16 protein-coding genes are annotated in these 21,011 nt (G+C 44.1%); 8 read left to right on the forward strand and 8 right to left on the reverse strand.

What is annotated here, in order from left to right; translation table 11 throughout:
* Positions 1-6 precede the first annotated feature (6 nt).
* Together OJ16_RS14695 and yihU are read right to left on the reverse strand one after the other, a co-directional pair.
* On the reverse strand, positions 7-867 hold the full coding sequence (locus OJ16_RS14695; protein WP_040992004.1) for a class II fructose-bisphosphate aldolase: 861 nt from the start codon (positions 865-867) through the stop codon (positions 7-9).
* A 509-nt stretch (positions 868-1,376) separates the two neighbouring features.
* Complete coding sequence (yihU, locus tag OJ16_RS14700) at positions 1,377-2,270, reverse strand: sulfolactaldehyde 3-reductase (protein WP_040992005.1); 894 nt, start codon at positions 2,268-2,270, stop codon at positions 1,377-1,379.
* A 214-nt stretch (positions 2,271-2,484) separates the two neighbouring features.
* Between yihU and OJ16_RS14705 the strand changes: the two genes are divergently transcribed.
* Both OJ16_RS14705 and OJ16_RS14710 read left to right on the forward strand, forming a co-directional pair.
* Positions 2,485-3,372: a PfkB family carbohydrate kinase gene (locus OJ16_RS14705; protein ID WP_040992006.1), complete on the forward strand. Its 888-nt coding sequence runs from the start codon at positions 2,485-2,487 to the stop codon at positions 3,370-3,372.
* Between the two features lie 18 nt (positions 3,373-3,390).
* The gene (locus tag OJ16_RS14710) at positions 3,391-4,149 is read left to right on the forward strand and encodes a DeoR/GlpR family DNA-binding transcription regulator (RefSeq protein ID WP_082030251.1); all 759 of its coding nucleotides are present in this window, start codon (positions 3,391-3,393) and stop codon (positions 4,147-4,149) included.
* A gap of 158 nt (positions 4,150-4,307) precedes the next feature.
* Here the strand turns inward: OJ16_RS14710 and OJ16_RS14715 are convergent, their stop codons facing one another.
* Complete coding sequence (locus OJ16_RS14715; protein ID WP_152613857.1) at positions 4,308-5,483, reverse strand: Swt1 family HEPN domain-containing protein; 1,176 nt, start codon at positions 5,481-5,483, stop codon at positions 4,308-4,310.
* Positions 5,484-6,905: 1,422 nt separating this feature from the next.
* Here OJ16_RS14715 and OJ16_RS14720 point away from each other — a divergent pair.
* The 3 genes from OJ16_RS14720 (at position 6,906) to OJ16_RS14735 (ending at position 9,870) form a co-directional block, all read left to right on the forward strand.
* The gene (locus tag OJ16_RS14720) at positions 6,906-7,382 is read left to right on the forward strand and encodes a hypothetical protein (RefSeq protein WP_040992009.1); all 477 of its coding nucleotides are present in this window, start codon (positions 6,906-6,908) and stop codon (positions 7,380-7,382) included.
* 270 nt (positions 7,383-7,652) lie between these two features.
* Positions 7,653-8,117 carry a hypothetical protein gene (locus OJ16_RS14725; protein ID WP_040992010.1) on the forward strand — a complete coding sequence of 155 codons (465 nt, stop codon included), beginning with the start codon at positions 7,653-7,655 and terminating at the stop codon, positions 8,115-8,117.
* A 1,234-nt stretch (positions 8,118-9,351) separates the two neighbouring features.
* Entirely contained in the window at positions 9,352-9,870 is a 519-nt protein-coding gene (locus tag OJ16_RS14735) for a lactoylglutathione lyase family protein (protein ID WP_040992011.1), read from the forward strand.
* 84 nt (positions 9,871-9,954) lie between these two features.
* Here OJ16_RS14735 and copI read toward each other — a convergent pair whose 3' ends face one another.
* The 5 genes from copI to OJ16_RS14760 form a co-directional block, all read right to left on the reverse strand.
* The gene (gene copI / locus OJ16_RS14740) at positions 9,955-10,467 is read right to left on the reverse strand and encodes a copper-resistant cuproprotein CopI (protein WP_040992012.1); all 513 of its coding nucleotides are present in this window, start codon (positions 10,465-10,467) and stop codon (positions 9,955-9,957) included.
* 68 nt (positions 10,468-10,535) lie between these two features.
* Positions 10,536-13,679, reverse strand: a complete 3,144-nt coding sequence (locus OJ16_RS14745; RefSeq protein WP_040992013.1) for an efflux RND transporter permease subunit — start codon at positions 13,677-13,679, stop codon at positions 10,536-10,538.
* Positions 13,676-15,382, reverse strand: coding sequence for an efflux RND transporter periplasmic adaptor subunit (locus OJ16_RS14750; RefSeq protein ID WP_040992014.1), 1,707 nt, complete (start codon positions 15,380-15,382; stop codon positions 13,676-13,678). The genes OJ16_RS14745 and OJ16_RS14750 overlap by 4 nt, the downstream gene beginning before the upstream one ends.
* Before the next feature lie 39 nt (positions 15,383-15,421).
* The gene (locus OJ16_RS14755; protein ID WP_082030253.1) at positions 15,422-16,795 is read right to left on the reverse strand and encodes a TolC family protein; all 1,374 of its coding nucleotides are present in this window, start codon (positions 16,793-16,795) and stop codon (positions 15,422-15,424) included.
* A gap of 89 nt (positions 16,796-16,884) precedes the next feature.
* Positions 16,885-17,352: a hypothetical protein gene (locus OJ16_RS14760; RefSeq protein ID WP_040992015.1), complete on the reverse strand. Its 468-nt coding sequence runs from the start codon at positions 17,350-17,352 to the stop codon at positions 16,885-16,887.
* Positions 17,353-17,632: 280 nt separating this feature from the next.
* Here OJ16_RS14760 and OJ16_RS14765 point away from each other — a divergent pair, with 280 nt between their 5' ends.
* From OJ16_RS14765 to OJ16_RS14775, 3 genes are all read left to right on the forward strand, one after another.
* Positions 17,633-18,034 carry a globin gene (locus OJ16_RS14765; RefSeq protein WP_040992016.1) on the forward strand — a complete coding sequence of 134 codons (402 nt, stop codon included), beginning with the start codon at positions 17,633-17,635 and terminating at the stop codon, positions 18,032-18,034.
* A gap of 339 nt (positions 18,035-18,373) precedes the next feature.
* Positions 18,374-20,308 carry an alkyl/aryl-sulfatase gene (locus OJ16_RS14770; RefSeq protein WP_408063509.1) on the forward strand — a complete coding sequence of 645 codons (1,935 nt, stop codon included), beginning with the start codon at positions 18,374-18,376 and terminating at the stop codon, positions 20,306-20,308.
* A 9-nt stretch (positions 20,309-20,317) separates the two neighbouring features.
* Entirely contained in the window at positions 20,318-20,779 is a 462-nt protein-coding gene (locus OJ16_RS14775; protein WP_040992018.1) for a hypothetical protein, read from the forward strand.
* The last annotated feature ends 232 nt before the right edge of the window (positions 20,780-21,011 follow it).

Genomic DNA, 21,011 nt, shown 5'->3' on the forward strand with positions numbered 1-21,011 from the left:
TTATTATTATGCTTTGCCGTTTGAACCAAACAGGCGGATTTTGTGGCGTACCACTTCTTTCATTGAAGCGATACCCGTGTTCATCACATCTGCTAACACGTAATCTTTTGCATTGGCTTGCCAGTGCGCTTGAACACCGTCGATAAAGCCTTGACGCAATTCAGTATCAACGTTGATTTTTGCAACGCCGCGTTTTACTGCTTCAAGCACTTGATCATCTGGCACACCAGAACCACCGTGCAGTACGATTGGTTTTTGAACCGCTTCTTTGATTTCTGACAAACGGTCAAATTTCAATTGAGGTGTTGTTTTGTAAACACCGTGAGCAGTACCGATTGATACCGCAAGGTAATGCACGCCAGTACGCTCAGAAAAATCAAGCGCTTCAGCGACTGTCGTGATCATTGCATCTTTTTCATCAACCGTGATGTCGTCTTCTGTTCCGCCGATTTTGCCGATCTCGCCTTCCGCACCAAGGCCTAGTGCATTCGCAACGTCTACAACCGCTTTTGTAATGCGTACGTTTTCTTCAAAATCCAGCGCAGAGCCATCAAACATTAGCGATTGGAATTCACACGTCGCCGCTTCCATACACTGCTCGAATTTACGGCTGTGATCTAAGTGAACACAAACTGGCACAGTGATTTGGTGGTATTCAATCAATGAATCAATCGCGTTGCGTAATGGCTTCATGCCCATTTCGTTAATCGCTTTCTGACCGATTTGAATCATGATTGGTGATTGCTCTTCTTGAGCTGCAAGCAGAACCGCTTTAATCGTTTCTAGGTTGTGAGCAGTGAAAGCGCCGATGGCATAACCATTTTTCCACGCTTCATTAATCATTGTGTTACCAGATACGTAAGGCATTTTGTTTGTTCCCTAATAATAAATTTTGTTTTAATGGCTTTATTTCGTTGAGATAGAAGTTACCAAGCTAAGCTGTCTATTTCTGTTATCTATGTAACACTTGTTGTTACTTAAGTGACACTAATTACCATAAATGTACACGCAGTCACAAAAATCTCAATCCGACGAATTTTTAATAGACATTTTTATCAGCAAATAAACATCTCTATTTTTTCTCTTACAACATTCGAAATAAGCGCTGCGCTTAAATCCAGGCAAAACAATGCCCTAACCCTTGTTGCAAAAGGATTTACCCATCAATTACTAATATAAAGCCAACTGAATTTAATGAAGTAACGCTGTTAATTCATCATAAGATAACGCGTCTTTCTTCAATGAAGAAAATAAAGAAAGACGCAAAATTTGAAATAGTAATAACGACGTTTTACTCATGTTAAGTAATAATCAGTATTAATCGTGTCAGAAATTGTTGATTCAATTCCATTTCTGAACCACGAAATAAACTCTTGTTATTTGATCTTTGCTTCCAGACCAGAGCTTACGCGCAATTGCTCAAGAACCGCCGTCCAGTCTTGACGTCCACGACCAGCACCACGAGTTAAGTTATACACTTCACGTGCAGCCGCACCACATGGCATTGGAACATTCACTTGGTTTGCAAGATCAAGCGCAATGCCCAGATCTTTATGCGCAAGGTCAATCATGAATACTGGCGATAAGTCACCCGCGAGAACTTTGCCAGGCCATGTTGTTGTAAAGTGACCTTTACCAGCAGGCGTGCCGCTCATGACTTTCATCGCGGTATCCCAATCAAGACCGATCGCTTCAGACAACGTTGCCGCTTCCGCTGATAGTGCGTTTAGAGCGATACTCATGTAGTTATTGATGATCTTAACGCGAATACCTTTACCCGCACCGCCACAATCAACCGTTTCATTGCCCATGCAATCAAATAAAGGTTTTGCGCGCTCAACCTGCTCTTTTGTACCACCCGCCATAATCAAAAGCTCGCCACGTACCGCGTGCTCAGATGTACGTCCAACCGGCGCTTCCATCATTGAAAAGCCTTTGTCTGACATCTCTTTAATTAGGTTGTCTGTTTCAAGCGGGTGAATCGTAGACATATCGATAAGCAGTGCATTCTTATCTAATGTAGAAGTAACGCCGTTCTCGCCCAGTATTACATTTTTCACTAGCGTACCGTTTGGCAGCATAGTCACAACAAATTCAGAATCCAAAGCCGCTTCTGCTGGTGATGCCGCTGCAGTTGCACCTTGAGCCACTAACTGTTGTACCGCAGCTTGGTTGATATCAAACACTTTTAATGTATGACCACCTTTGATTAGATTTAGCGCCATTGGCGTACCCATTTGACCTAAACCAATAAATCCAATCGTAGACATTTTTATTTCCTTCACATTCGCGATTAAGTTGGGACTAATATAAACATTAATTACCATTCCAACCGTAACAAATGTCACATTTTGTTGTTTTATGTTCATTTTGGTTGTTTTGTGATTACGATCCCAGCCGAATGTCCAAATGTGAATATACTGGCTCCATTCACTGGTGACTCTACAGTCCAATAACGTAAACTATTTATATAAGAGAAGAATTATGACCATTGCATGTGTAGGTATTACGGTACTTGATCGAATTCAGCGCGTTGAAACACTCCCGACCACTGGCGGTAAATATGTCGCTAAAGATTACTTCGAAGTGGGCGGCGGTCCTGCTGCGACAGCCGCTGTCGCCGTAGCTCAACTTGGTCATAAAGTTGATTTCATTGGTCGCGTTGGCCAAGATGGCGTGGCTGACGTCATGCTCACTGAACTGGCTGGCTACGGTGTTAACGTGGACAAAGCTGTCCATATCGCCGGTGCATCGTCTGCCTTCTCTGCCGTATTGGTCGATGATGAAGGTGAGCGAATGATCATTAATTACCAAGATAAGTCATTAAGCCGCGATGCAAAACAACTTGAGAATATCGATTTCTCACAATATGAAACTGTTTTAACGGATGTCCGTTGGCCTGAAGGTGCGAAGTACGCTCTAGAACAAGCCAAGAAGCACAATATACCGACGGTTCTTGATGCAGACCTTGCACCAGATTCTATTGACGACCTTGTAAAACTAGCCGATCATGTGGCGTTTTCTGAGCCTGGCCTTGAGAAGTTCACCGGTTGCAGTGATCCTATCGAAGGTCTAAAAATCGCGAGAAAACAAACGGATGGTAAGGTCTATGTTACAGTAGGCTCAAAAGGATGTTACTGGCTTGAAGGTGATGAAATCTGCCATGAACCGGTTATTAAGGTGAATGTGGTGGATACGACCGGCGCAGGCGATGTATTTCATGGCGCTTTAGCGGTTGCCGTCGCAGAATCAAAACAAAGCCGCGAAGCAATCATTTTCTCGAACCTAGTTGCCGCGCTAAAATGCACCAAAAGAGGTGGTCGCGAAGGCATTCCGACCAGAGTAGAAGTAGACCAAAACTTCCAAAAATAGACAATAAGAAGGATTACCGTGACTAATCCCAGACAAGATAAGTTAATTCAGCTAGTCGATGATAAAGGTTACTACAGCGTAGAAGATCTCGCCGATCTTCTCGATGTATCAACACAAACCATTCGACGCGATATTAAAAAGCTCAGCGATTCTCGCTTAGTGATTCGTCACCACGGTGGTGCGAGTTCACCTGCGACCAAAAATAATCTCGATTATGAGGTGCGTCGAGTCTCTGATACTGATCAGAAACACGCCATTGGTAAAGCTATTGCGGATTTGATCCCGGATAACTCAACGGTTTTCATTGCCATTGGCACAACGACAGAAATCATAGCGACTCACCTTGCTAAGAAAAGTAACTTGCAGGTCATTACCAATAGCCTTCGTGTTGCGAGTGTTCTGCATACCAATAAGTCGATTGATGTATTGATCCCTAGCGGTAAGGTGAAAGCCTTTAACGGCGGTATTGTCGGCACTGAAGCGATGGATTTTATCTCTAACTTCCGTTTTGACTACCTAGTGACGAGCGCCGCTTCGATTGATGTCGATGGCACTTTGCTTGAATACGACCTCAATGAAACGATGATTACGCAAACTGTTATGAAGTCTGCACGTCATGTTTTAGTGGCGCTTGATTCAAGCAAGTTCATCCCTAAAGGTTCAATTACTTTAGCGAACATCAAAGACGTGACGTATTTATTCACCGACGCCCAACCAAGCCCTGCGATTGAATCCGCAGCGAAGCAAGGTGACGCGGAAATTGTGATTTGCTCGTAAAGCGACATCGTTAAATACCATGCAAAAAGCGACTTCTTAGAAGTCGCTTTTTTTATCGTTCAAACTTAGTTGTGGACAGAAACGTTTTAGGAACTCTCAAAATTCCCTGCTGAGCAAGGAACTAAGTAATGACGAAATGCCATAGTCGTTCTAGAATTTTAGAACGGCACTTCTATATCTGAAATACTTGATGGCATCCAAGGGTATTGATTAGTAGCAGACACAAAGTCCGTTTCGTAATTCCCTATATACCCCCAATACTCAACATCAGATAATTTTTCGGTATCGGGCTTCAGTGTATCCAAATTAACGCTCCAATAACGATGATTATTATGGCCTGTTTGAACTCTGGCACTACCATGCTTAGACTCGATCAGAGCGCCTCTAGCCAAGTTATCTGTTTTTAACAATTCTGTTTCTTCATCAACCCTAGCAATTACATTGCGTATCGACTCTTCAATCGCCTCAAGATTACTGTTTAGCGTTTGTTTTGAAAAAACAACACTAAACTCCTTTTTTGATGCGATATCATATTCTGCACTTAGTCTTCCTACGATGTATGATTCCGACAGATAAATACAATTATTCTTTATATCTGCAAAGTTACGCAACACTTCGACAGACCTAAAATTACCAACTGTATAAGAATAAGATTCCTCAGAAAATTTATTCTTCACTAAGGTTGGTATTTTATAAGAGAAATGCACTCTCACCCAACTTTCATTTTTGCAATGAAAAAATGAAATGTTTATATTCTCACTCCCTAAAGATTTGAGCCTTAGGTACCAAGGTTCATCACTATTAGTTGGAACCAAGGTATTGATGGATGTTATTTGAACAAGTGCTTTTTCTACTTCCAAAAGAACGTGTTTAGTGTTTTGCTTTATCAGTTCAACATCATCTTCCTTAAGAGGCCTGAAGTGGGCGAGAGAGTTTCTTACAGTTCCAATCTCTTGCAACTTTGTGATAACAATTGATTTGCCTGATTTAAAATACTTAGCAAAGTATTTCCAGTAAGCATCTGAAACAATGATATCAATAAGCTCTCCACTATTTAAGAATAACATCGGACAAGTAATGTCGTGCCCCAAATAACCGTACTCTTCACATTGTTTTATTCGCTTTTTGGTTTCACTTTTAATGCATCCACTTGAAACCGCAGTTTCTTGCCACTTATCTTTCAATTGTTCTTTCAATACAGTGTACACAAATACTCTTAATGAGTTTTCAAATCGAAAAAGTACGTTAAGTGCCTCATAGTAATAAAGATGTAACCAACGTTCAGGAATATCAACTAGATTACTATCGTTAACTTTTGCTTTTTTCCATTCCACTTTCATATTCCTCAATTTTGAGTACATTCTAACGCTAAACTGACAGCTAACAGCCACCATTAACACTCAGATAATGCCGTTTTTCACTTACTGAATCAATAATAAATCAATGACTTATCAACAACACTAAGGAGTTAGCGTGCTAAGAGGTGCATAATTCCTAGATAAGTGGTATTCGCACAAATTGTTGTAGTGAAAATTCACATGAACAAGATATGAATGAGTATTTAATCTAAATGACTTTGGGGCACTTCTGTGTTACGAAGTGCCAACTGTGACGGTTTTGGGCCGAACTTCGTTCAAACTTCCCCCATTTAAAGGGGATTTCAATGCGCCCAAGATAAATACGACTGTAGGCAAAAATGCAGGACGCATTTTTAGGTTTTCGGCGTCGGGAACGCCTAAAACCGACCGAACAACGACTACCGAACCAAAGCGCCTTTCTGATTACTCTTTGGCAAGGCAAAGAGTAATTGGGCCGCTGATGAATAAGCTAGTGACAGGTACATAAGTAATAAGCGGAACATACTTCGGGCACCTCTGTGTTATGAAGTGCCAACGGTGACGGTTCTGGGCAGAACTTCCCCATTTAAAAACGATTTTAATGCGCCAAGATAAATACGACTATAGGTAAAAATGCAGGACGCATTTTTAGGTTTTCGGCGTCGGGAACGCCTAAAACCGACCGAACAACGACTACCGAACCAAAGCGCCTTTCTGATTACTCTTTGGCAAGGCAAAGAGTAATTGGGCCGCTGATGAATAAGCGAGTGACAGGTACATAAGTAATAAGCGGGCCATACTTCGGGCACTTCTGTGTTATGAAGTGCCAACTGTGCGGTTCTGGGCAGAGCTTCGTTCAAACTTCCCCATTTAGAGACGATTTCAATGCGCCCAAAATAAATACGACTATAGGTAAAAATGCAGGACGCATTTTTAGGTTTTCGGCGTCGGGAACGCCTAAAACCGACCGAACAACGACTACCGAACCAAAGCGCCTTTCTGATTACTCTTTGGCAAGGCAAAGAGTAATTGGGCCGCTGTTGAATAAGCGAGTGACAGGTACATAAGTAATAAGCGGAACATACTTCGGGGGACTTATGTGTTATGAAGCGCCAACTGTGAAGGTTTTGGGCAGAACTTCGTTAATCTTCTCCATTTAAAGACGATTTCAATGAGAGATTGTATTTGGGTATCGGCATCGGGAACGCAGCATTGCTGGGCGCTGGGCGTGGTACGATACGTAAAATGAACCAGACATGATTCGGTCCTTTCCAGTGGATGAATTGGAAAGCATTAAAAAAGATGTAAAAAATACTTGCTTTATTGTTAGTGATGAGAGATAATTTAAAGTTAACATTGCATTCCTTAAGATTCACTAGTATAGTTTCCTCACTGAAACTATTCAATAACAGATGCAATATGAAAAACACAGAAAATGACTGCCTCACAATTTCTTACCGCTACCTTGGTAAAACGAGCAAAATCAGCATCCAACCGAGCTTATTTAAACATTTGTCGACGTTTCTCGGCGGTAGTGTGCAACGCGCTCGCGCTTGGATTCCAAAGATCTTATGTGACGCTAGAGATCAGGGGCTGACGGCAAAATACAGCAGTTTCGTGACTGAAGAGGCACTATTAATGGTGCTGCCGAGTTCGACCATGTCAGGGTTCACTAGTGATTTATCGATGCGCCATACTATTTGGGTATTTCTTGACGGAGAGCGCACCAAGGTCTCTTTGCCAGGGGCAATGAAGTATTTCGCTGACCGCTATTTACAGGAAAATAATACCAAGTATTTTCATTTAACTTCGCAACAAATCCAACATTATAAGGGTAACAAGCGAAATGTATCGGAAATGATCCGAGCTTATCTTTTGACACTATTTTGTTCGTAGCGGTACAGAAACCATAATTGACGTCGCACTATCAATCCAAATAGTGACTATTCATTGCAGTTAATTATCATTTTTACTAAGCGCCTATATGAAATTCATTTCCGCTTATAAGAAGATTAATAATTCTAACAAATTTATCTAAACACGTTATTTATGGTGCTTTGGGGATCTTCTACTGAAATATGAATGCAAGTATGTTTTATAGAACCGTTGTTTAGCCCGATAAATAAACCACACTAAAAACAATGACGTTATTAATTGGAGTTAGCAATGAACAATGAGTCTTATATTGACACTGATGCAGAAGAATACTTTACTGAGCTTGAAGATATCCAATTTCAAGCACTTGAAATGTTTAAAGAGTTTAAAGCTATAAACCTTGAACCAGCTGCCTTAACTTTATCCCAAGAAATACATCAGACTGAACATCCATTGAAACAACTTTATCAACATGGCAGAGCTGACACTAACGATCTTAACTTACAAATAAGCGTAGCATTTAGTGACTGTATTTCCATCAAAGAGCTGGTTAAGCAGATCAGCGAGAAACTGGTTAACCCCGAAATGAGGGTGTTTAATGAGGCATATGAGCACATCGATACATATGGAGACAATGGAACATTTAAAGACATGCTTTATCTCTACTATGATGTGATGAAACTCTACAAAAGGACTCGGCGGTTATTAGAACAGCTCGATCAGACAGCCACCGCACGCATAGAGCAGATTTATTAGCACATTACACTCTTGGTTGAAGTGGCCGTTACTGGCGATTTAGACTCTGTAAATACTTATCGATGACAAAGCTCAAGAGCCATTGTTGAGCTATAAAGTGGTGCTGAGTAACGTCGAAACACCTCTCGATACTGTTGTTGACTATCTAAAAGGAAAGTCACTCTTATATGCTCGGTATAATAGGTCGTGAGGATAGAACGCAGCCAACCTGCTATTGCGGTATCTAATAAAACTTCACAATTAGTAACCCAGAGCCAAGTTGGCTGTTTATTGTTTCGGACTATTTCCATGAGCTGCGATTTATTCCTGTAATCGTCCTCTAGGCAGAGAAGATCCATGTACGTTGTTTTAATCCCCATTCGGTGATTGATGTTATCGTACATTTCTCTAATATCACATCCACACTCATGGGAAAAAGCATGGAACCTCATCATATTTAACTGCCAACAACTATGTATAAAGCGTTCAGACGAACCTGTAGGCCACTGGTCGATGTCTGGTGACAATACCTGTGAGGTTATATTGGATTTCAACGATGTCACCTCTTTACAAGCTATGATTTGAAGATAGCTTTTTCCATTTATTCTAGGGTTTGTGTAGTGAGCGCCATCTCTTGATTTAGATTATCAAAAATGACAACGTCGCAATCTTACCACTAGGTCTAGTGTGCACCGAATTGATAAGACATGATACGAATCGTGATTAACGATTATTATTACTAGAGTTAAAGATAGCATTTTTCCATCCTGACACGATAGAAAAATCACACTTGATTTATTTAATTATTTTTTCATGAACACATTTGTGAAATAGCCCGCCATGTGCTCATGAAAATCGTCGTATATTATATTAATTGCCCATCTTGATTTAGATGCGGGAATCATAATGAAGAGAGGAATATGAGCATGTTTGAATCAACGATAAGTGCTGCGGTCTTACTATTTGTTATTGGTGGCATCTTTGGCACCATTTGCGCCTACAATAAAATAAAAAAAAGTGTCTCTAAAGATCACTGAGAATAACCCGAAATCTAACTAAAAAAACGACACCTCATTGAAAACATAATAATGTTTCCTTTAAGGTGTTCGCTTCAATGCCAGGTTACGTGGTAATTATGTGACGCAATAACGCAAAAAAAATGATCGAACATCCCTAACTCTCGTATGCCTTGTTTGTGATTCAAATAAGGCACTTCGGTCTTATTACTCAGTAAGCGTATATGGAGAGACGAGGAATGATTACACCCCCGAACACCAACCATACCTATCCGCGTTCTTTTAGTCACATCGGCCTTTCTGTTCCAGACTTAGATGCGGCCGTTAAGTTTTATACCGAGGTGCTTGGATGGTATCTCATTATGAAACCAACGGAAATTCTTGAAGATGATTCAGCAATAGGTGAAATGTGTACCGACGTATTTGGCGCAGGCTGGGAGCGATTTAGAATTGCTCACTTGTCTACCGGTGACCGTGTCGGCGTGGAGATCTTTGAGTTTAAAGACCAAGAAAACCCTGCAGATAACTTTGAGTATTGGAAAACGGGTATCTTTCATTTTTGTGTGCAAGACCCGGATGTAGAGGGACTGGCAGAAAAGATTGTTGCGGCTGGCGGCAAAAAGCGTATGAAAGCGCCTCGCTACTATTATCCAGGTGAAAAGCCCTATCGCATGATCTACATGGAAGACCCATTTGGGAACATTCTAGAAATTTATAGCCATAGCTATGAGCTACATTATTCAGCGGGCGCATATTAAGCAACCCGCCTTTAAACAGCCCACCAGACAGGAAGTCTATTGAGCAAATGAGGCTGGTCTAGCCAGCCTCTTTGATTGGCGCGGTTATAGCGATATTTTCTTTACCATGCCTGATTCAGCGTGCTCTGGGATGTTACACGCGAACACGACCTCACTTTCACCGTGGAAATGCCATAGCAACTGCTTGGCTTTGCCCGGCTGCACCGTAACGGCATTACCTGAATCATGGGCATGCTGGCTCATGTTTTTCATCATTTCACGGTGCGCGAGTTGCTCTTGTTCAGAACCGATTGCAAATTCATGCTCTTGCTTGCCAAGGTTCATGACGACAAACTGAACCACATCATTCGGCTCAATTTTTACCTCTTTCTTAAACGTGATCGTCATATCATCGTTAAGAAGCACATGGACCACTTTATCAGGTTTTGCGCCCATAGCAGGCATACCGACTGCTGACATGCCCTCCATCATGTTCATGGTTGAGTGATCCATCTTAGAATGATCCATTTTCGAATGATCCATCTTAGCGTGGTCCATTTCAGCGAATGTTGAGGTTGCCGTTATCGAAAGCAATACCGCTAATAATGTCTTTTTCATGCTTTGTCCCTTCTTGAATAACATAAATGAGTAATAGGGCTGACAATGCCTCAGCCCTGTTGCGTTGTTTAACGTGGTGTTAGGTTTTGGTGTTGTTTAAGTTCGCGTACTTTCCACAATTTGAAGATCGCAGGCAGAACAAGCAGCGTGAGCAACAGAGCAGAAGCCATGCCACCAATCATTGGCGCGGCAATCCGCTGCATCACTTCTGAGCCGGTACCTTCACCGTACATAATTGGGATCAGGCCAATGATTACGGTCAACACGGTCATCATGACAGGGCGCACGCGCAATCCTGCCCCCTCTCGAATCGAATGGCTGAGTTCATTTTCATCCAACACTTGATTGTTGTCTTTTGCGTCCAGTTTGGTGTAGTGCCATGCTTGGTTGAGATAAACCAACATGATGACGCCAATTTCAACCGCGACACCGGCTAGAGCGATGAATCCAACGCCGACGGCGATGGAGAAGTTATAGCCAAGATAGTGCATTAGCCACAACCCCCCCACCATCGCTAATGGCAGAGTAAGCATAATAATCATCACTTCCCCCACTCGTCTGAAGCTGAAGTAAAGCAGCAACATAATGATTGCGATGGTAATCGGCACAACAACAACTAAGCGCTCTTTCGCCCGCTCCATATATTCATATTGCCCCGACCACGCCAGCGAATATCCGGCAGGCAGAGTAAGTTGATCCGCAACGGCTTGTTTGGCCTCATCAACATACGCGCCAAGATCTCGCCCACTGATGTCAACAAACACCCAACCATTCGGTCTAGCATTCTCTGTTTTGATCATTGGTGGGCCGTCTTCATACCGAATATCTGCAACGTCAGCCAAAGCAATGCGAGCGCCATTCGGGGTGACGAGAGGCAAGTTTTGCAGCTTCACCACAGAATCACGATAGTCTTGCGGGTAGCGTACATTGATAGGGTAACGCTCAAGACCTTCGATGGTTTCACCTACGTTCATACCACCAACAGCCGTAGAGATAACTTGCTGTACGTCTTTGATACTTAGACCATAACGTGCCGCCGCGCGGCGATTGATATCGATAGTCACGTAACGTCCACCCGCCACACGCTCCGCATACACCGACGTTGTACCCATAACGTTGTTGAGGATAGGCTCGATATCTGAACCAATTTGTTCAATCACTTTGAGATCAGGGCCCGCAATTTTGATGCCTATCGGGGTTTTAATCCCTGTCGCCAACATATCAATACGCGTCTTGATCGGCATAACCCAGGCGTTGGTCAAGCCCGGAAACTGAACCAATTCATCAAACTCTTTACGCAGCGATTCAGTGGTAACACCCTCACGCCATTCTTCTCTTGGTTTGAGCTGAATCACCGTCTCGATCATGGTCAATGGTGCCGGATCGGTTGCGGTTTCCGCTCGCCCAATCTTGCCCCATGACGTTTTCACCTCAGGCACGGTCATGATCAGCTTATTCGTTTGCTGAAGTAGCTCTCTCGCTTTGCCAATTGAGATACCAGGGTACGTGGTAGGCATATACATGAGATCACCTTCATCCAGCGGTGGAATAAACTCACTGCCCAGTTTGCTGGCTGGGTAGTAAGCCGATCCCATCAGCGCAATCGCGAGTAAAATGATACTCTTTGGGTGCTTTAGGCTGAGGTTAAGTAGCGGTTTGTAGAGAGCAATAAGCCCTCTATTGATCGGGTTCTTATGTTCTGGCAACACATTACCGCGAATAAAATACCCCATAAGAACCGGAACAAGGGTGATGGCCAAACCTGCGGCGGCCGCCATGGCATACGTTTTGGTAAAGGCGAGAGGCGAGAACATCTTGCCTTCTTGTCCTTCCAGCGCGAACACTGGCACAAAACTGAGCGTAATGATCAATAGCGAGAAGAACAAAGGTGTTCCAACTTCTTGCGCTGCATCGCCGATGACTTGCCAACGGTTTTCATCATTCAGCGGCGTTCGTTCAATGTGCTTGTGAACATTTTCTATCATCACGATCGCGCCATCCACCATGGCACCAATGGCTATGGCAATGCCCCCCAGCGACATAATGTTGGCGTTGATCCCTTGCCAATGCATCACAATAAACGCGGAAAGAATGCCCACTGGCAAGCTCAGCGCGATAATCAAAGAAGAACGAATGTGGTACAAGAACAATGCACACACTACGGCGACGACAATGAACTCTTCCGCTAACTTTTGCCATAAGTTCTCAACGGCAGCATCGATCAAGGTTGAGCGATCATAAGTGGCCACAATTTCAACGCCCTCAGGTAAGCCGCGTTGCAGTTCCGCCAGCTTTTCCTTCACCTTAGATATCACTTCACTGGCGTTTTGACCAAAGCGCATCACTATCACGCCACCAACCGCTTCACCCTCGCCATTAAGTTCAGAGATACCTCGTCTCATTTGTGGGCCAATATTGATCTCTGCAATATCACCTAACAACAAAGGCGTGCCTTGTTTGGTCACTTTCAATGGCAGTGCTGAAATATCGTCAATGCCCGACAAGTAACCGGTCGTGCGCACCATATGCTCAGCTTCGGCCACTTCAACGACCGACGCACCACTCTCTTGGTTGCCGTTCTGAATCGCCATATTGACCTGTTGCAACGTCAGGTCATACGCACGCAATTTAGCGGGGTCGATTTGCACTTGGTATTGCTTAACCATGCCTCCGACTGTCGCGACTTCTGAAACGCCCTCAACCGTTTGCAGCTCATATTTCAAGAACCAATCTTGAATGCTGCGCAACTCGGCAAGATCATGTTTGCCTGTTTTGTCTTGAAGTACATAGCTGTAAACCCAGCCAACGCCCGTGGCATCAGGACCAAGGGTAGGTTTTGCACTCGATGGTAGCTTTGGTGCCACTTGGCTTAAGTACTCAAGAACGCGAGATCTCGCCCAATACATGTCCGTTTCATCATTAAAGATAATGTAGACATAAGAGTCGCCGAAGAAAGAATACCCACGAACGGTTTCCGCACCCGGCACGGCTAGCATGGCCGTCGTCAACGGATAAGTGACTTGATCTTCCACCACCTGAGGGGCTTGCCCTGGGTAGCTGGTTTTAATGATCACTTGCACGTCAGAGAGATCAGGAATTGCATCGACCGGCGTGTTTTTAACGCTGTATAACCCACCGAAAACGAGCGCGAATGTGGCAACCAAAACCAAAAATCGGTTATTGATAGACCAGCGAATGATTGCACTGATCATTGGATACCCTCACTCAGTTCGATTTGTTTAAGTTGGTATTGTGTCCCTTGCTTTTCAATCAGAAACCGTACTTTCTGGCCTTCCTCAAAGCCTGCTAGATTGATCGCCTCACCCACTGAAAAATTCATTTCACCCGCGCCCCATTCCCACTGTGAAACAGGCTGGTGATTTAAGGTGATCATGCCGAAGTCAGCCATCAGCATCGAAATGTCACCCTCAACCCAAACTTCAGAAGCGACCAGGGTTGGACTGACGGTGTAATCGATAATTTCATATTGACCTGATGCGTTTTTTTGCATTTCAAATTCAAGTGACTGACCTGCTTCAAAAGGCCCAAACTCTACGCCTTCCGCGACATTAAAGTTCATCACCATGCCAGGCCAATTCCATTGTGGGACAGGCTGGTGATTGATGGTCAACATACGGTGATCCGCCATCACATCGGTGATGTCACCCTTCGCCCACGCCGTGTCAGCCGGAGCTTCCACCCCATTGATTCGTGATAAATCCGCAGACTGACTCGACTCTGAATCCAGCATAAAGTGGGCAGACGTTACGATGCGATCGCCCTGCTCTAGACCTTTTAGTACCTCGATTTTTTCTGCCGCTTCTCGGCCGACTTCAATTCGTGCTGAACGATATTTGCCGTCCCCTTCAGCTAATACCACTCGTGTCATGCCTCCAGAACGAATCACCGATGAACGAGGAATCGTTAGTACGGCATCGCTCGATACTGGTTTCAAAGCGACATTGGCAAACATATTCGGCTTTAATTCCCCTAGTGGATTAGGGAAACGTAGACGCACTCGTAAAGTTCGAGTACTCGGGTCAAGAATGGGATAAACATAGTCCACTTCACCGTTCCACTCACCCCCAGGTAAAGCGTCGAGTGTCATTGAGGCTTGGCTGTTCTGTTTTACCCAGTGGGATTGACGTTCAAATACTTCCGCATCAACCCATACTTCGTCTAATGGACCTGCGCTAATCACCGCTTGAGCAGGCGAAAGATACCCACCTTCTCGAATGTTGAGACTGGCAATCACGCCATCGGCAGGCGCTTTAATATCAATCGTTTGAGAGGCCTTACCTCGGTGTACTATCGACTTAATTTGGCTACGATCCACACCAAGAGCAATAAGACGATCGGTTGCGCCTTTTACCATGCCTTTTCGGCTCGTTTTATAGGCACTAAGCAGCTCTTCTTGAGCTTTCACTAACTCCGGTGAATACAGAGTAAATAACACTTCACCTTGCGTGACTTTTTCACCAACGGCATTGATATTAAGTTTTTCTACCCAACCGGCGACACGCACGTTCGTTTGCCATAATTGGCTTTCATCAAAGGCGACATAACCAACCGTATCAATACGTGGCGCTAAGACTTCATATTCTGCCATCGCCGTCTTAACCCCGAGGTTATTTTCAACCGCTGGGTCAATTTTCACCGTGCCTGGTTTGTCATTTTCACCATTCACATCGTCTGGATAGACAGGAATAAGATCCATCCCCATCGGAGACTTACCTGGCTCATCTCGCTTGTAATTAGGATCCATTGGAGCCACCCAATACAGCGGTTCCTTACTGCCTGCAACGTCTGCTGAACTCGTCATGTCGTGATTCATTGCCGAGAAGAAGGGGCTGACGCCATAACCCAATGCACCACCAATTATCAATGCTAGGCTTGCCACTTTAAACGTACTCATTTTCTATCCTTATTCTTATTATTCATCGCACTAGAGAGCCTAGTATTGAGCCTTTGGCGTGCTAACTTGATACTCGAAAGCGCCGAGTAAAGAGGCAAGCGTGCTGTTCGTTTGATTCAAATCGGTGATCAAGCGGCTTAACTCTATCTTTAATGCCAATTCATCCGTCGCCGCAGTAATGACATCGCCAAACTGAGCGGTATTGTTTTGATAACCGCGTTCAACGGCTTCAATACGCGCGGTCGCGTGCGGCAATAGACTGTCTTGATAACGTTCAATACGTTCAGCAAGATTCACTCTGTCGATGACTAAAGCGTTAACTTGGGCATTTAACTGGGCAAGTAGCGTGTCTTTTTGATATTGCGCGGCCCCAACTTGATATTGAGCGGCAGCCAGGTTTTTATCTTGACGGCTATCGGTGAATAAAGGGATGTCCATCGTAACGTAGGCACTGAGTAAATCAGACGCAGGATCCCCCGTCATACTGTCGGCTTGACGGTACGCATACATCATCTCTACCCCAAATTGAGGCGTATAAGCTTGTTCTGCGACTTCAACTTGCGTGCGATTTGCAAAGATATTTGCATCCGCGATTCGAGCCATTGGGTGCTCATTAAGTAAGGCGTAATACTGCGTTGTATTGGTATGATCTTTTAATACCGAGCCCAAACGTTGCCAATCTAACTGATAACTCGCTTGTTTTGAGATGCTGGGATTTAACCAAGCATCACCTAACCACTCAGAGAGCTGGGCGATCAAACGGGTTTTCATTTGCTGATTTGATTGCAGTTTTTCGCCAATCTTACTGACCTGAAGTTGAGTGTTAAGCAGATCCTGAGCTTCGCTCTTACCAACGGCGTAATTGGTTTGGACATACCGTTCCATCTCTACCATCAAACTTTGATTCTCTTTAATCAGCGTTTCGACATGCTGAAGATAACCAAGCTCTAACCACAACTGCGTAACCTTGTTTGCAACATCACGTTCGCGCACTTGGATTTGGTAAGCGATACCTTCCGCTTGTTGATTGGCTTTTCGCTGATTGAGCTCAAGAACCGAGCCTCGCTCGAACTGTTGCATTAAGCCAACCGAAATGTTGGTCATTGGATCGTCATCAAACTTAAACGAATCAACGGGTAAACCGCCAAAGCCGACTTTAAGTTTTGGATCCATCTGAGTCGCACTCGCAATACCCGACTCTCGCATGGCTTGAGACTGTGCCGCATATTGCGAGCGAGCGGTATCGTTCGCTAATGCAGCCTCAATAAGCATATTAAGCTGCTGATTAGACGCAGCAATCGATGAAGAATCGCGTTGTGCTGCATTAGAAATACTTGGTATTGCAGAGACAGCAACGGCAATACTTAGGCTCAAGGTTTTCAGTAAACCTAGATGATAAGATTCAATATTCACTATGTTATCCACGAATAGTGTTATGGATACCCCCAAGTCACCGAGCAAAGTGCAGGTTCGACTTGAGAACTAACGGTGTTGATATTGAATTATAGTGACGGTGGACGGAGTAAGTTTTGGATGCGTGTGACTTTATCTCCAATCTTTACAGATTGGTGTAATGCCAAAGACGATGAAAAGGATTGCAAGCCATTTGATGGCGCAATAGGACAGGAGACGCTCGAACAGACTGACGTACAGCAGTCATCCACACCGGTTCCTGAGTCACTGCAATGAGCGAGGTTTGATAAAGAATAATCGATTGAGTCAAGAGCAGAAGGATTGTCGTTCACTGAATGGCAACCGGTTCTATCTTGCTTGGCATGCTGATTTATTGAATGCGTATCAATAAACACTGACGTTTGTGCATGGTGCAGCATGGCTTGCTCAGGAGAAATCATCACCTTGCTTTGCATACCGCCCATCGTCATGGCTGGCGCACTCGACACATAGTTAGACATCAGCATCGCGAAGATACTGAATATCGTTACCCATATGTGTTTAAGTGAGTGTTTCATAACATGCCTATTAGATTAACACCTCTATTATGAACCTTACCCTTACGGTAAGGTCAACGCCTAATTTCCGATTACTGATTAAATCATGCTAGTTGTCGTTAATTAGAGAAATGTGCACCAACGCTTTTTTGTACGAGTCTTAACCCATAACAACGGGAAAAGCTGCGCTATAAATCATTTTGGGACAGAAATGCGTCAATTGCACACATTGTTGCCGCGATTTTTTATTTCTACGCTAGATTAATAGGAAGTGCCGTATTTTCAGATAAAAGGATATTTTATGGACTCCGGAGAATCGTTTAGTGCAAGTTATCAACGATGCTGCATAGATGAAGAATTTCTCAGCTTCTTTTTGCAACACTTTTGTTTAACGAACCCTCGATTCTCGGACCGCTTTGAGGACGTCGATACCCGTCGACAAACGACAATGCTCAAAGCTTCAATCATTCTTATCCAAAACGCATCTGAAAATACATTCATTCGTAATAATGTTCAAAATTTAGCCAGACGCCATAAAGACATGGGATTGAATATTCAACCCGAGGAATTGATTGCTTGGCGAGAAAGTCTGCTCGCAACCGTGGAAGCTTTTGATCCCCTTTACGATGATGACGTTGGTGATGCATGGCGCTCTACACTCCAAATTGGTATCGACATCATGGAGGAATATTGCACTGACTAAAACGGGAATCTGCGTGATGACCAAAGTCTGATCTGCGCTGCGTCCATCATGCGCAGCCTCCCCCTCTGAGTTTTACTTTATTCACTTCTCACACCCGCGCTATATCAAAAACCTGCGTACCAGAAACCCGCTATACCAAAAGCTCGCCCTTATCAGAAGCTCGCCACTTAAGTCTATATTTAAGCGTTTGTTACTCAACAAAAATTTGTGACTTCAACCTCAACAATGACATTTATCGTGTAACGAACTTAATTTAAGTCGCTTTCAGAACTAAACCTTACACATAGCTCATTGTTAAGGAGACATAACATGCGACAACTAGGAACGTTGGGATTGGCTATGTTAGTGGTGTTTAGCGCTAACGCATCCGATCAATCCGATCAAAAAAACGCGACCGCGACCACCATAAGCGTGAATAACCAAGTCAAAAAAGATTTACCCTTCAGCGATAAGAAAGACTTTGAAAATGCTCAAAGAGGCTTCATTGCTAAACAAGATGTCGTCACCATCAAAAATGAGAACGGTGATGTTGTCTGGGATCTAGAAGCGTACAAAAAATACATTGGCTTAGACAAACCCTCGCCAGATACCGTGAACCCAAGTCTGTGGCGTAACGCTCAATTAAACATGATCAACGGTCTATTTGAAGTGACCGATGGCATCTATCAGGTTCGTGGCTACGACCTATCCAATATCACCTTTATTAAAGGGGATACCGGTTGGATTGTCTTTGATCCACTTATTTCTAAAGAAACCGCCAAAGCCGCGCTTGACTTCATAAACGATGAGTTAGGTGAAAGACCGGTGACTGGCGTGTTCTATAGCCACAGCCACATTGACCACTTTGGTGGTGTACGCGGCATCGTTGATGAAAAAGACGTCATTTCAGGCAAGGTTCCGATTGTTGCCTCTCATGGTTTTACCGAGCATGCCGTGTCTGAAAATGTCATTGCCGGCAACGCAATGGGACGACGAGCGGTTTACATGTATGGCGCACTGCTGCCACGAAATGAAAAAGGCGGCGTGAACGGAGGTTTGGGTCAAACCACCTCGACGGGCGTTGCAACGTTGATCAAGCCCACCGATATCATTGAGAAAACGGGCGAAGAACGTACGATCGATGGCGTAAGAATGGTTTTCCAATATACGCCAGGGACCGAAGCGCCAACTGAAATGAATATCTTGTTCCCCGATAAAAAAGCCGTTTGGATGGCAGAAAACACCACCAATACGATGCACAACATCTTAACCCTTCGTGGTGCTCAGGTTCGCGATGCATTGAAATGGTCAAGCTACATCCAAGAAACCATTGATATGTGGGGCGATGATATCGAGGTGAAATTCCAAAGTCACCATTGGCCAATGTGGGGCCAAGAAGACATAATTAAGTACTTTAAAAAACAACGTGATATGTACAAATACACTCACGACCAAACCGTTCGATTGATGAACCAAGGCTATATTGGCTCAGAAATCTCCGAGATGATTGAGTTTCCGGACGAGATTGGTAAAAGTTGGAGCTCTAGAGGCTACTACGGCACTTTGCGCCACAACAGCCGCGCGGTTTATCAACGCTATATGGGTTGGTACAACGGTAATCCATCTGACCTAAATAATCTTCCACCCGCAGATGCCGCGGTGAAATATGTTGAATACATGGGAGGAGAACAAGAAGCCATCAACAAAGCACAAGCTGACTTTGATAAAGGTCATTATCGCTGGGTTGCGGAAGTGCTTAAACACGTTGTTTTCGCGAACCCTGAAAGTAAAAACGGTAAAGCACTCTTAGCGGATGCCTATGAACAAATGGGTTATCAAGCGGAGTCTGGTCCTTGGCGTTCAGTGTATCTACAAGGCGCTTATGAGCTGAGAAACGGCACGCCAAGTGCTGGTGGTACTGATGTTGCTTCCCCTGACATCATTAAAAATATGCCACCAGAGATGTTGTTCGACTATCTTGCCGTGCGTATTCTGCCTGAAAAAGCCGCAGGTAAAGCCTTTGTGATGAATATGGACTTCACTGATCTCGATGAACAATACTCCTTGTATGTCGAGAACTCTGTGCTTAACCATACGAAGAAACTGGCAGAGAATCCTGACATTTCGTTAGAACTGACCAAAGCGACGTTAGATGATGTTCAGCTTGGTAACATTACCTTAGAGAAGGGCATTGCTGACGGTTCCATTAAGCTGAATGGCGACCCACAAGTATTGAAAGACTTTGTCGGCATGCTTGATAACTTTAACTTCTGGTTCAATATCGTCACACCGTAGGGAGTCACAATGAAGAAGCATGTAATCACTTGCATTGCTTCTGGCGTTATCGCACTCGCAAGCCCATTCACTTGGGCTTGCTCTTATGATGGGTTGTTTACCAACCCATTTAGCGAAACCTACCCAGGAGCGTTGGATGTCTCCATTGCAACTCAAATCGCCATTCGTTCTAAACATATGCAGCCAGTGCCGGAGGTGAATGGCCAAGCGGGGCTAAGAAGAGCCAGTTGGTGGCTAAATTTGATGACAAAAGCCCATCCAGATTTGCCTAAAGGATCCTATGTTTATCTCGTTGACCACCAGCTGTGGTCACGCATCAGTGAGACTGGCGGATCGATTGAAGTGCACGTATCACCCCCAACCGAAAACGTAAAAGTGTTTCAAATCTCAGAAGCGGCTTTGCATAATCTCGTCGAAAAAGAGATTACGATAAAGCAAGCTCGCGAGCTTGGTGTATTAAGTGAGACTTAAAGGTGACTCTTTGAATACCGTGCTCTAAATATGCCCTCGCAAAAAAATACACGCGCGTAAACCCCATGCGCGCAAACCCAGACGTGATCTAAAAAAGCCCTGCCCGATTGAAGTGTTCCCGTAAAGGGGGTCAGTTCAATCGGCAAGGCTTCACAATAAATAAGGCATTTTAACGAGTGCATTTTGATCAACACATCGTTTGAAACGCTGACCTACGACTTTTCTTACCGCT

Origin of the sequence: Vibrio renipiscarius (genome assembly GCF_000827885.1) — a bacterium.
In the GTDB taxonomy this organism is placed as follows: domain Bacteria; phylum Pseudomonadota; class Gammaproteobacteria; order Enterobacterales; family Vibrionaceae; genus Vibrio; species Vibrio renipiscarius.